Genomic DNA, 13,311 nt, shown 5'->3' on the forward strand with positions numbered 1-13,311 from the left:
TTAAGATTTGTAAAATTACCACAAGCTATTTCCCCCTTTTCCAATTGTTAACAACTTTCCCCTCTTACAATAAAAATATTTAATTATCTTTGTATTTACTTGGGTTAAAGCCCAAAATGATTTATTAACAACAAAGCTTAAGTATGCAACAAATTCCTAGTGTTGACTTACGTGATTTCCTGTCGGATGATCCGGCACGTAAACAAAAATTTGTAAATGAAATCGGCAAAGCCTACGAAGAAATTGGATTCGTAGCATTAAAAGGTCATTTTTTAGATGACAAATTAGTAGAAGGTTTGTATTCAGAAGTGCGTAACTTCTTTACACTTCCCCTAGAAACCAAAGCTAAATACGAAATCCCAGGCATTGGCGGTCAACGTGGTTATGTTTCTTTTGGTAAAGAACATGCTAAAGGGCGCTCTGCTGGAGATTTGAAAGAGTTTTGGCATTTTGGACAATACGTTAGCGAAGGTTCAAAGTACGCTGGCGAATATCCAGATAACGTTGAAGTAACAGAATTACCTAAATTCAATGAAGTAGGTAAAGAAGCGTACCAAATGTTAGAAAAAACAGGTGTTTATGTGTTAAGAGCTTTAGCACTTTACATTGGTTTAGACGAATTCTACTTTGATAAATACATCAAAGATGGAAACAGTATTTTACGACCAATCCACTACCCACCTATTACAGATGAACCTAAAGACGGAGCCGTTCGTGCAGCAGCACATGGTGACATCAACTTGATTACCTTATTAATGGGGGCTCAAGGTAAAGGTTTACAAGTACAAAATCATAACGGAGAATGGATTGATGCCATGGCACAACCAGACGAATTGATGATTAACGTGGGTGATATGTTGTCAAGACACACCAACAACAAATTAAAATCAACGATTCACCAAGTGGTTAATCCACCAAGAGAATTGTGGGGTTCTTCTCGTTATTCCATTCCGTTTTTTATGCATCCAGTAAGCGACATGAGTTTAAATTGTTTACCCGAATGCATCGATGAAAACCATCCAAAACTTTATGAAGACATCACCGCTGGTGAATTCTTATACGAGCGTTTGGTTGAATTAGGTTTGATTAAAAAATAAAGAATAAAAATTCTAAATAATAAAATTCCAAATTCCAAGTAACATTGGGGTTTGGTTTTTTGTTAAAAGATTTAAAATAATTACAAGCCATATTAGCACGCGGATGAAACGGATTTACTTCGTAAAACGCAGATAAAAACAGATTATAAACCATAAAAAATGAATATATGCACTCATTACATCAAGATTTAACATCGTTAATTTTAAAAACTTTTTACGAAGTATATAACGAATTAGGTTATGGTTTTCTTGAAAAAGTTTATCAAAATGCCTTATTGATTGAGTTAAGAAAAAACGGACTTGAAGCATCTCCAAATAAAAAAATTAAAGTCTACTATAAAGGAGAAAATGTTGGCGATTATTATGCAGATATTATTGTAAATGATACAATAATATTAGAATTAAAAGCAGCTGATTATATTGTAGATGAGTTTGAAAACCAATTACTCAATTACTTAAAAGGAACTGATTGTGAAGTAGGTTTATTATTAAACTTTGGAAAGAAACCCGAATTCAAAAGAAAAATTTACGAAAACAAAAGAAAGAATAGAAAAAATCAGTTTTAATTCGCGCTTCGCTTAAGCGAATCCGTTTTATCCGCGTGCTAAAATATGGACTTACAAGAACAATTAAAAAAACTTTTCCCAGATCACGAAGTTTCTATCGAACCAGAAGCTATCGATGAAACGCCTCATGAATTATTCGTTCAAAAGGAACCTATGATTTGCAAATATGAAAAGCGTAAAGGAAAACCTACTACCATTATTTCAGGATATGAAGGTGATGATGAAGATTTTAAAATCTTAGCCAAAGAAATCAAAAGCAAATTAGCAGTTGGTGGCACTTTTAAAGAGGGTGAAATCATCATTCAAGGCGATTATCGTGACAAAATCATGAAAATTTTACAAGATAAAGGATTCAAAACAAAAAGAGTTGGCGGTTAAAGCCCCCTAACCCCCAAAGGGGGAATAAATAATGTAAAAAGAATAAAATAATATTAATAACTATCTCATATTTTACTTTAAAATAATAGTGAGAATTTAAAACCTATTGACCCCTAATAGGATTCCCCCTTTGGGGGTTAGGGGGCTAAAATGATAGCAGCATCAGAATTAATATTAAATCCAGATGGAAGTGTATATCACATCAATTTAAAACCTGGGCAAATTGCCAACGATATTATCTTTGTAGGCGATCAAAATCGTGTAGAAAAAATTACAAAACACTTTGATTCTATTGAGTTTACGACTCAAAAACGCGAGTTTAAAACACAAACAGGAACCTACAAAGGCAAAAGGATTACGGTAATGTCAACAGGTATTGGACCGGACAATATTGACATTGTTATGAACGAGTTAGACGCATTGGTAAATGTTGATTTAGTAACTAGAACCGTTAAAAAAGAATTGACATCATTGAATATCGTTCGTATCGGCACTTCAGGATCGTTACAGGCGGATATTCCTTGTGATAGCTTTGTGATGAGTCAGTATGGCCTAGGGTTAGACAACATGCTTCGCTCCTATTTGATTGACCAAATTTCGGAAACGGAAATGGAAGAAGCATTTATCAAGCAAACAAATTGGGACCTACGAAAAGGGCGTCCGTATGTAATTGCTGGAAGCACAACGTTAGAAAAACGATTAGAAAGTAATACAATTTTTAAAGGTTTCACAGGTACTGCTGGCGGATTTTATGGTCCTCAAGGACGTGTAGTGCGTTTAGGAATTCAAGATCCAGAGTTGAATAATAAAATGGATAGTTTCAATTTTAAGGGTGTTAAAATAACCAATTTAGAAATGGAAACGGGTGCAATTTATGGCTTAGGAAAACTATTAGGTCACCAATGTTTATCGTTAAATGCCATCATTGCCAACCGTGCAACTGGAACTTTTAGTAAAGACCCTTATAAAGCTGTAGATGAATTAATTGAATATGCGTTGAATAAGCTGGCTGAATAATTTTAAAACACAAAAAATGACTTTTCGTTTAGCAAGACACACCAATGATTTGGAACAAATTAAATCCTTTTATATCGATATTTTAGGATTTGAATTGCTTGGTGGTTTTGAAAATCATAATGGTTATGATGGCATTTTTATTGGAAAATCAAATGAAAATTGGCATTTAGAATTTACAAAATCAGAAAATATTGTTCTTTTTGATTTTAACGAGGATGATATTTTAGTTTTTTATCCAAATAGCAAAATGGAGTTTGACTTGGTTGTAAATAAAGTTCAATCGCATAAAATTGAATTTATAAAGGCCAAAAATCCATATTGGAATGAAAACGGTAAAATGATTTTAGATCCTGATGGCTATAGAGTTGTAATTTCAGATTTAAAAATAGAATGAAAAACAAAATTTTGAAATTGGAGTTGTTATTAGATAATTTGACATTACAATCAATAACTGATTTTGAGGTTAAAACTAATGTTGCCAAGTGGTCTAAAAAAGAAATATTAGGTCATTTAATTGATTCAGCTATTAATAATTTACAGCGTTTTACCGAAATTCAATATTCTGAAAAGCCCTATAAAATAAGACCTTACAATCAAGACGCCTTAGTTAAATATAACGATTATCAAAATAAAAACAATCAGGATTTATTTGATTTATGGTTGCATTTGAACCGTCATATTTTAGAAATTATAAAAAACCAAACGGATAAAACTTTAGATTACCAATTAATTCTACCTAATGGCACAGCAACCAATTTACAATTTTTAATTGAAGATTATATTGAACATCTATTTTATCATGTATCACAAATCAACAAAGCATGAATTTAATACTCGAAACCGAACGCCTAATTCTTCGACCACTAGATATTACAGATGCCGAAGCGATGTTTACGATGGATAACAATCCAAATGTACACAAATACTTATGGCAAAAGCCTACATTAGAGCTTAGCGAAACCATTAAAATTATTGAGATGGTGCAAAAGCAGTATGTAGAGAACAAAATAGGACGTTTTGCTACTATATTAAAGGATTCAGGCGAATTCATTGGTTGGACAGGTATTAAATTTGTTAACGATCACGTAGAAAACGGAAATACCAATTTCTATGATTACGGCTATCGTTTAAATGAAAAATTTTGGAACAAAGGTTATGCAACTGAAGCTTTAAAAGCATGGTTAGATTACGGTTTTAACCAAATGAATATTCAAATTATGAATGCTTATACACATGCACAAAACGGGGCTTCGAATCATATTTTACAAAAAGTAGGTTTTCACTTTATTGAGGAGTATCCAGACCTAGAAGGTGTTATTTGGAAATGGTGGCAATTGGAAAATAAATCCGTAAAATAGCAGTACTTTTGTACAAAATTAAAATCCGCAATGAAAATAATCCTTACAGGCGCTACTGGTGTTCTAGGTTCTCATATTATGTATGATATTTTAGAAAACTTTATTACCCATAATATTGAAGGAAAATTATTCCTAATCACTAGAAATAAAGGTAAAATTAGTGCTAAAGAGCGTATTAGTGAGCTATTGTCTAGCAATTATACACCAAAATTTCTTCTAGATAAGGGAATTGAAAAACTACATCAATATTTAGAAATTATTGATACAGATTTGGCAACCATTCAAGATAATTTTTCTGAGCAAATAAAAGGAGCTTATTTTATTCATTCGGCAGGCTATGTAAACTTATCTACAGACGAAGATCAAAAAGAAAAAATTTTTAATGAAAACGCAGCTATTACGAAAGCCATTTTTACAACTTTTTCACCTTTCATTAAAAAGTTTATTTATATCAGTACTGCTTTTTCATCGGGGGCTCGCAAAGGATTAATTGATAACGATTTTCATAATTTAAATTTTGAATTAGAACATCGTAATGCGTATGAAAATGCTAAATTTCATTCGGAAGAATTTGTAATTCAAAACTGTACAAGACTGAATTTACCTTATCAAATTTTACGACCAAGTGTTATCGGCGGAAAAATGTTAGGCACAGAAAATCGTTATTTTATCCCAAAATATATGGTGTTTTATTTGATGGCTAAATTTTTCCACTTTACTGCACAACGCAAAAATGACCAAGAAAATGTTCGATTTGCTATAAGTGAAGAGTCGGGTTTAAATATTATTCCTGTTGATTATGTGGCAAAAGTAATTGTAGCAACTTTTAAACGCGAAGACATCAAGCAGTTAAACATAGTTCACAATGAAAGTTTTAATTTGATAAAAGGCCTGCAACTGATTATGAAAGAAGTAGGTTATTCTAATTTTAGTGTGATTCAAAACACATTAGATTTTGATTATAAAAATACGATTGAAAAGCTTTATTATGAGAGCATTGGGAAACATTTGAAACCTTATTTGATTTCGGATGCAAACGAATATGATACTACTTTGCTAAATTCTATTCTAGAAATTCCAAAATTAGACGCAGAATCGTTTACCCATATGATTCGCTATGCTAGACTGCATAATTTCAAAGACATTAATGTGTAAATTTTAAGGATAAAATTGAAGATTTACGAATACAAGTAATAATAAAAAGCATGAGTAAAACAATCAAAATAGCGGGTGTACCAGAACATTTCAATTTGCCATGGCATATGTGTATTGAAGATGGTGAATTTGAAGCCATTGGCATCGATTTACAATGGACTGATGTTCCAGAAGGTACAGGTAAAATGTGTCAAATGTTGCGCGACGGCGAAACCGATATTGCCGTTATTTTAACAGAAGGCATTATAAAAGATATTGTTGCTGGAAATCCGAGTAAGATTGTTCAAATTTATGTACAAAGTCCTTTGATTTGGGGAATTCACGTTGCTGCAAATTCCAATTATCAAACCATAGCGGATTTAGAAAATAGAAAAATAGCGATTTCTCGAATGGGTTCAGGCTCTCATTTGATGAGTATTGTAAATGCACAAAATCAGAATTGGAATACAGAAAATTTACAATTTGAAATCGTAAATACTATTGATGGCGCTGTTGAAAGCTTAACTTCAGGAAAATCCGATTATTTTATGTGGGAACGTTTTATGACCCAACCATTAGTTGATCAAGGAGTTTTTAGAAGAGTTGACGATTGCCCTACTCCATGGCCTTGCTTTGTAATTGCTGTTCGAAATGAAGTTTTAGAAGCACAACCAAAAATAATTCAGCAAATACTTGAAATTATCAATACGACGACTGAAGAATTTAAATTAATTCCAAGTATTGACCGCACTTTAGCTTCGAAGTTCAATCAAAAAGTTGACGCCATTCAAGAGTGGTTAAAAGTAACACGATGGTCGCAAAAACAAATGCAACCAGCGGTTTTAGATAAAATTTTGGAACAACTTTTGAAGTTACAAATCATCGATAAAAAACCACCGAAAGAATCGATACTTAAATAATTCCGTATTTTTATCGTTTTAAACGAAATGACAATTAAAATTCCAACTACCGCTGTAATCAAAGAAAAGCTTTCTTTACCAAAGCCATGGGATATTGTTGTCATTTTTTTGTTAAACATCTTGATAGCCATTCCCGTTTTTTTAATTGCGCATCAAAATTTAATAGATTTAGATTGGTTTCTTCATTTAGATCGAATTTTTCTGTTTATTGCAATAATTGTTATTATTCAATTGCTTTTACGATTGGTTAAAACGGTGATTATATTGATTGCGTTCTTGTATGTTATTTCACTTTTAATTGGAACATTATTTGGGAATTATGGATTTAATCGCGTTTTTGAAGATTATCGATATATGATTTATTCCATGAAAGAAAATCCAAATCCTCAAGACTTGATTCTTTCTAAATTATTGCCTTTTCCAAACAAATCTAAAATTATAGATGCAGTAGATTTTAAAAACCCAAAAGTTAGAAATTTTGCATTAGCGGCAACTTCCAAGCATTTTAAAAACGTACAAAAATCAGGAGATGTTAGAATTATGATTCAATGTTTTGCTGTTTTTAAAGAAATTAGAAACAATTGGAATTATGTCAACGACCCAAAAGGAAGTGAATACATCGCAGATGCCTCCGAAAGCCTACAACATTTTTCGGGTGATTGTGATGATCATGCCATTTTAATGGCAGCTTGTATCAAAGCTGTTGGTGGAACGCCTAGAATTATTCATACTGGCGGACATTTATATCCAGAAATGCTAATTGGTACCCAAAAAGATTTAGAAACAGCGACCTATTTTATCAAAGAAATTCTTTTTGTTTCAGAAAGTTATAACCAACAAATTCATTACCATATTGATGAACGAGGACAAATTTGGCTTAATTTAGATTACACTGCAACCTATCCTGGCGGACGATTTATGAGTGAAGAAATTCTCGGAGCCTTAACTTTTAATTGATAATTTTGCTATATTTACGCAAATTAACAATCAAATTTTATGAAAAAAATAAGCTTATTATTTTGTTTCTTTCTTGCACTTGGTTCCTATGCACAAACGAATTCAGATTCTTTAGTTTCCCCTATTGTCGCAAAGAAAAATGAAGTTAAAATTGACGGTTTGAACTTGATTTCAAACGGAAGATTAGGGATTTCATATGAACGTTTTTTAAATTCAAATTTCTCCGTTGGAATCACGGGGATGTTTTTAAATAAATCGAGTAAAGAAGATAAATTTGCAACCGATGATACCCGAACATTAATTGATTATCAAGTGATTCCTTATGTGCGTTATGCCTTATCAAAAAGCGCGGTTAATTTGTATTATGTAGAAGCTTTCACTTCAATAAATGGTGGGCAATTTAAAGAATTAGTTACGCTCAATAATGGTGCAGCCGATTACGTGGTTACTTCGGTAAAAGATTACAATGATGTAGCAATTGGTGCTGCTGTAGGATATAAATTTTATATTAAAGAATCATTTGTTGTTGATGTAACCATTGGAATGGGTAAAAATCTACTTCATGCAGATAGTCCCAAAAACATTTCACGACTAGGAATTAATTTAGGGTACCGTTTTTAAATAAAAATATCATGAAAAAATATATTCAACTACTTACAATTGCTTTTATTTCAATACTGTTTACGGGTTGTACAGAAAGTGACGATGAATTTTTTGCATCAAAAATTGTTACAGCCAACAATTTAATTAATGTGAGTGCTACAACTAATGATGTTACAGTATCATGTAATTTTAATCGCTTATTGCCTCAAAATACAACACCATTTGATTTGTACTTAACCACCACTTCTGAAGAATTTTTCTTTAATTATACTTTACAAAAGAAAAACAATGCTGGAATTTGGGAATTAGTTCCTTCAAGTGGCTTTACAACTACTGTTGTTGATGGTAGTAACCAGTATGGAGAATTTATTTCAGGAATTTGCCAATTAGATGCTTTGCAAACCAATTATGAATATGAAACCACTATTGCTCCAACTTCACCAGGTGAATACCGAATATCGTTGGATAATGAAATTGTGTCATTAGGTTCTAAAGATGCTGTTACGGTGACAATTCGTACTACTGTAACGGGTGTAAATGCAAATAATGTTTTAGATTTTACAATTTTATAGTTATTATGCAAGTTACTTGTAAAAATTGCGGCCTAACCTATTCGGGACATTTTTGTTCAAATTGTGGACAACCTGCTGCAACACACAAGTTAAATCTTCATTTTATTTGGCATGATATTCAACATGGATTTTTTCATTTTGATAAAGGAGTATTATTTACTGCAAAAGAATTATTTACGCGTCCAGGCGATTCGATAAGAGAATTTATAGAAGGAAAACGTGTAAAACATTTTAAGCCAATATCTTTAGTTATTATTTTGGCTACTTTTTATGGGCTTTTGCGCCATTTGTTTCATTTTAGTATTTTGGATAAAAAATCAGTCTCTGAAATTCAAGGGGTTGATTATGAAAACCTAAATGAATGGATTTCGCATCATTATTCGTGGATAATTTTATTGTCAATTCCTATGTTTTCTGTGGCTTCTTTTGTTGTTTTTAGAAAGCAAGGATATAATTTCATAGCGCATTTTGTTTTGAATTCTTATATGGCTTCACAACGATTGATTTTTAGAATTGCTATTTTTCCCGTTATCAAATACTTTAGTCAATCAGAAAACATAACATTATTTGTCGACTTTTTAATGTTGATGGATATTGTTTTTATTTTTTGGTCTTACATTACTTTTTTTCAGAATTTATCAAAAGTAAAAGCTTTTTTATTTTCAATTTATGCGTATTTACTCTTCTTAGTTATTTTCTTTATACTATTATTGATAGGTGTTTTAGCCTTTGATATTCACACGGTTAATTAAAGTTTGGATGTTGTTTTTTGGATTATTGGACAACATAATGCTAGATGTAATTTGTAATATGATGCTATGAAAATACTTAAAATCATAATCATAAGTTTTGTGTTAATTTCATTATTTATTTTAGCCTTTTACAAAACGGATAAAATAAGTATCGAAGGAACTTGGTCACCCGAAAAAATAATCTTGAATGAACAAATAATTTTTCCTTCAAAAATAGATAGTTTGTTTTTTGGAGTTAGTGCTACAACAATAATTATTAGTGATTGGAATGATTCACTTTACCTTATTGAAGGTAATGAACGCATAGGTTCACAATTTATGATTGAAAGAAAATCGGATAACAAGCATTTAATACATTTATCATCTAAACAAAAAGCATTGAATGGCACGTTTAATCTGAAAGTAGATACCTTATTTATAGATGAACTAACTTATGAAATTAGGGTTGAAATAGAGTCTAAATCAAGTTTACTGGCATTTAAACGAAAAGTCAGCACAATGCCATGGAAGCCAAAATATCCTGTAAGAGGACTTCCTTAAAAAATACTTAAAAAAAATCCCAATCTTTCGACTGGGATTGTGTATATATTTAAATCAAATTATTTGATAATTTCAATTTTTAGTGCTTCTTCTTGATTTACGGAATCAAAGAAACCTTGTTCGTTCATCCAATCATCACTAAATACTTTACTCATGTATCTAGAACCATGATCAGGGAAGATAATAACAACTTTACTATTGGCATCAAATTCTCCTTCTTCAGCATATTGTTTTACCGCTTGAAAAGCTGCTCCAGAAGTATATCCTACAAATAAACCTTCTTTTTTAGCTAATTCTCTGGTAGTGTGTGCACTTTCTTCATCTGAAACCTTGATAAATTTATCAATGATATCAAAATCGGTTGCTGTTGGAATTAAGTTTTTACCTAAACCTTCAATGCGATACGGATAAATTTCATCGTTATCGAATTCTTTAGTTTCATGGTATTTTTTCAACACCGAACCAAAAGCATCAACACCTAAAATTTTAATGTTTGGATTTTTTTCTTTCAAGAAACGAGCTGTTCCCGAAATCGTTCCTCCGGTTCCACTACACGCTACTAAGTGTGTAATTTGTCCTGCAGTTTGTTCCCAAATTTCTGGACCAGTAGATTTGTAATGTGCATCTACGTTAAGTTCATTAAAATATTGGTTAATGTAAACCGAACCTTTGGTTTCTTCATGTAATCGCTTAGCAACATTGTAATACGAGCGGTCATCATCAGCAGATACGTTAGCAGGACAAACATATACCTTTGCTCCCATGGAACGCAACATATCTATTTTGTCTCTTGATGATTTTGAACTTACGGCTAAAATACAATCATACCCTTTAATAATGCTTACCATTGCTAAACTAAATCCAGTATTTCCAGAAGTTGTTTCAATAATAGTATCGCCAGGTTTTAGAATTCCTTTTTTTTCAGCTTCTTCAATAATGTATAATGCGATGCGGTCTTTTGTAGAATGTCCTGGATTAAAAGCTTCCACTTTTGCATAAAAATCACCAGACATGTCTGCTGTAACCTTACTTAATTTGATTAATGGCGTATTTCCAATTAATTCTAAAACATTATTATAGGCTTTTATTTCATCTTTCATAGAAGATAATATTTGTTTTTTAAATTGAATATGAGGCAGTTAACTCAGTTTGAATTACTTTTTCATAAAAATTAGATTGTGTAAGAAGACTTATTTTGACGCTTCTAAAACCTTGCAAATTTAACAAAAAAAGTTTAACTACTTCTTAATTTTTTCTAAATCTAACAAAAAAGCAAATTCTTTAGCTAATTCTTTCAAAGCTTCAAACCTTCCCGAAGCTCCTCCGTGACCAGCATCCATATTTGTATCTAAGAACAATTGCTTGTCATTTGTTTTCATAACACGCAATTTTGCTACCCATTTTGCAGGTTCAAAATATTGTACTTGTGAGTCATGAAGCCCTGTAGATACATACATATTTGGATAATCTTGCTTTTTAACTTGGTCGTATGGTGAATACGAAAGCATGTAATCATAATATACTTTTTCATTCGGATTTCCCCATTCGTCATATTCTCCCGTTGTCAACGGAATAGTATCATCTAACATTGTTGTAACCACATCCACAAAAGGAACTTGTGCAATCACACCATTATATAATTCTGGTGCCATGTTAACAATTGCTCCCATTAGTAAACCACCAGCCGATCCACCTTCTGCATACAAATGTGATGCCGAAGTGTATTTTTCTGCTATCACAAATTTTGAACAGTCAATAAAATCGGTGAAAGTGTTAATTTTTTTCAAAAGTTTTCCGTTTTCATACCATTCTCTTCCTAAGTCCTCGCCTCCTCTAATGTGTGCAATGGCATAAATAAATCCTCTATCTAATAAACTCAAACGTGTTGATGAAAAATACGGATCCATAGTTGCTCCATACGAACCATAAGCGTATAATAACAATGGGTTTTTTCCATCTTTTTTAATTCCTTTTCTATAAACAATTGAAATTGGCACTTTGGTTCCGTCAGTTGCGGTTGCCCAAATTCTTTCTTCGATGTAATTGTTCTTGTCGAATTTTCCACCCAAAACTTCTTGTTCTTTCAATACTTTCTTTTCCTGAGTTCTCATGTTAAAATCAATCACAGAAGAAGGTGTTGCCATCGATTGATAGCCATAACGAAGAATTTCGGTATCAAAATCTACGTTAGTAGTTGTGTAAGCCGTATAGGTTTCGCTAGAAAATGGCAAATAGTACTCGCCTTTTCCATTCCAAGGGCGAATTTGAATTTTGTTTAAACCATTTGAACGTTCTTCAACTACCAAATAATCTTTAAAAATTTCAATTCCTTCTAACAAAACATCTTTTCTATGTCCAATTAAATCTTTCCAGTTTTCAGCAGAAGTAGCTGTTTCTGGTGTTTTCATTAGTTTGAAATTCGTTGCTTTGTCTTTATTGGTTACGATGTAGAAACTATCGCCATAATGCGAAATAGAATATTCTAATCCACGTGTTCTTTTTTGAAATAATCTAAATTCACCATTAGGATTTTTAGCTTCTAAAATTTGGTATTCAGAAGTTAATGTACTTGATGAGCCTATAACCAAATATTTCTTTGATTTTTCTTTGTAAACAAAGGTGCCAAATGTATCGTCTTTTTCATGAAAAACCATTGTGTCTGCCGAAGCATCAGTTCCTAAAGTATGTTTGTAAATTTTATCCGAACGTAACGTTTGTGCATCCTTACGTGTGTAAAATAAGGTTTTATTATCACCAGCCCAAGTAGAACCTCCTGTTGTGTTTTCTAATTTCACGGGAAGAATTTCACCTGTTTCTAAGTTTTTAATTTGAATCGTATATTGTCTTCTAGAAACCAAATCGACTCCAAAAGCTGCCCATTTATTGTCTTCGCTAATGTTTAGACCGCCTAAATTAAAATAAGAATGTCCTTTTGCCATTTCATTGCAGTCAAACAAAATTTCTTCTTTGGCTTCTAAACTTCCTTTTTTACGCGAATAAATAGGATAATCTTTACCTGTTTCATAACGTGTAATATAGTAATATCCGTTATAAAAATAAGGAACAGAACTGTCGTCTTCTTTGATTCTTCCTTTCATTTCCAAAAACAAATCATCTTGTAATTGTTTGGTATGAGCAGTAGATTTTTGGTAATATTCGTTTTCTTTATTTAAGTAATCAATAACCTCTGGGTTTTCTCTTTCGTTTAACCAATAATAGTTATCAATTCTTTTATCACCATGTTTTTCTAATGTTTTGGGAACAATTTTAGCAACAGGCGGATGTACTTTATCAGACATTTTATTTGTTTTATTTTGACTTTGAACTGGAGCAAAAATAACACAACCTAAAAGGAAATACGTGATTTTTTTCATGAAGTTTTACAATAATTATTAACTGCTAATTTAGTATTTTTGT

General features: G+C 31.8%; 16 protein-coding genes. 14 read left to right on the forward strand and 2 right to left on the reverse strand.

The annotated features are described in order from the left end of the window. The first annotated feature begins 143 nt into the window (after positions 1-143). The 14 genes from OLM52_RS03405 (at position 144) to OLM52_RS03470 (ending at position 9,894) form a co-directional block, all read left to right on the forward strand. Positions 144-1,097, forward strand: a complete 954-nt coding sequence (locus tag OLM52_RS03405; RefSeq protein WP_264549743.1) for an isopenicillin N synthase family dioxygenase — start codon at positions 144-146, stop codon at positions 1,095-1,097. Positions 1,098-1,264: 167 nt separating this feature from the next. Next, complete coding sequence (locus OLM52_RS03410; protein ID WP_264549744.1) at positions 1,265-1,663, forward strand: GxxExxY protein; 399 nt, start codon at positions 1,265-1,267, stop codon at positions 1,661-1,663. A gap of 45 nt (positions 1,664-1,708) precedes the next feature. Further along, positions 1,709-2,041 carry a translation initiation factor gene (locus OLM52_RS03415; protein ID WP_264549745.1) on the forward strand — a complete coding sequence of 111 codons (333 nt, stop codon included), beginning with the start codon at positions 1,709-1,711 and terminating at the stop codon, positions 2,039-2,041. A 150-nt stretch (positions 2,042-2,191) separates the two neighbouring features. After that, entirely contained in the window at positions 2,192-3,058 is an 867-nt protein-coding gene (locus tag OLM52_RS03420) for a nucleoside phosphorylase (RefSeq protein ID WP_264549746.1), read from the forward strand. A 16-nt stretch (positions 3,059-3,074) separates the two neighbouring features. Then, positions 3,075-3,452 (forward strand): VOC family protein, encoded by a 378-nt coding sequence (locus OLM52_RS03425; RefSeq protein WP_264549747.1) that lies wholly within the window; start codon positions 3,075-3,077, stop codon positions 3,450-3,452. Further along, positions 3,449-3,883 carry a DinB family protein gene (locus OLM52_RS03430; protein WP_264549748.1) on the forward strand — a complete coding sequence of 145 codons (435 nt, stop codon included), beginning with the start codon at positions 3,449-3,451 and terminating at the stop codon, positions 3,881-3,883. The genes OLM52_RS03425 and OLM52_RS03430 overlap by 4 nt, the downstream gene beginning before the upstream one ends. After that, positions 3,880-4,416, forward strand: a complete 537-nt coding sequence (locus tag OLM52_RS03435) for a GNAT family N-acetyltransferase (RefSeq protein WP_264549749.1) — start codon at positions 3,880-3,882, stop codon at positions 4,414-4,416. The genes OLM52_RS03430 and OLM52_RS03435 overlap by 4 nt, the downstream gene beginning before the upstream one ends. Before the next feature lie 30 nt (positions 4,417-4,446). Beyond that, the gene (locus OLM52_RS03440) at positions 4,447-5,571 is read left to right on the forward strand and encodes an SDR family oxidoreductase (RefSeq protein ID WP_264549750.1); all 1,125 of its coding nucleotides are present in this window, start codon (positions 4,447-4,449) and stop codon (positions 5,569-5,571) included. A 50-nt stretch (positions 5,572-5,621) separates the two neighbouring features. After that, complete coding sequence (locus OLM52_RS03445; protein ID WP_264549751.1) at positions 5,622-6,470, forward strand: substrate-binding domain-containing protein; 849 nt, start codon at positions 5,622-5,624, stop codon at positions 6,468-6,470. Between the two features lie 27 nt (positions 6,471-6,497). Further along, the gene (locus OLM52_RS03450; RefSeq protein WP_264549752.1) at positions 6,498-7,427 is read left to right on the forward strand and encodes a transglutaminase-like domain-containing protein; all 930 of its coding nucleotides are present in this window, start codon (positions 6,498-6,500) and stop codon (positions 7,425-7,427) included. Between the two features lie 39 nt (positions 7,428-7,466). Next, positions 7,467-8,048 carry a hypothetical protein gene (locus OLM52_RS03455; protein ID WP_264549753.1) on the forward strand — a complete coding sequence of 194 codons (582 nt, stop codon included), beginning with the start codon at positions 7,467-7,469 and terminating at the stop codon, positions 8,046-8,048. 11 nt (positions 8,049-8,059) lie between these two features. Then, the gene (locus OLM52_RS03460; protein ID WP_264549754.1) at positions 8,060-8,602 is read left to right on the forward strand and encodes a hypothetical protein; all 543 of its coding nucleotides are present in this window, start codon (positions 8,060-8,062) and stop codon (positions 8,600-8,602) included. A 5-nt stretch (positions 8,603-8,607) separates the two neighbouring features. After that, on the forward strand, positions 8,608-9,354 hold the full coding sequence (locus tag OLM52_RS03465) for a DUF3667 domain-containing protein (RefSeq protein WP_264549755.1): 747 nt from the start codon (positions 8,608-8,610) through the stop codon (positions 9,352-9,354). A gap of 66 nt (positions 9,355-9,420) precedes the next feature. After that, positions 9,421-9,894, forward strand: coding sequence for a hypothetical protein (locus tag OLM52_RS03470; protein ID WP_264549756.1), 474 nt, complete (start codon positions 9,421-9,423; stop codon positions 9,892-9,894). A 59-nt stretch (positions 9,895-9,953) separates the two neighbouring features. Here OLM52_RS03470 and OLM52_RS03475 read toward each other — a convergent pair whose 3' ends face one another. Together OLM52_RS03475 and OLM52_RS03480 are read right to left on the reverse strand one after the other, a co-directional pair. Next, positions 9,954-10,994 carry a PLP-dependent cysteine synthase family protein gene (locus tag OLM52_RS03475; RefSeq protein ID WP_264549757.1) on the reverse strand — a complete coding sequence of 347 codons (1,041 nt, stop codon included), beginning with the start codon at positions 10,992-10,994 and terminating at the stop codon, positions 9,954-9,956. Between the two features lie 138 nt (positions 10,995-11,132). Next, a complete protein-coding gene (locus tag OLM52_RS03480) occupies positions 11,133-13,268 on the reverse strand; it encodes a S9 family peptidase (RefSeq protein WP_413614420.1) in 2,136 nt (711 codons plus the stop codon). Positions 13,269-13,311 lie beyond the last annotated feature (43 nt).

It is taken from the genome of Flavobacterium sp. N2820, assembly GCF_025947285.1.
Taxonomy (GTDB): Bacteria; Bacteroidota; Bacteroidia; order Flavobacteriales; family Flavobacteriaceae; genus Flavobacterium.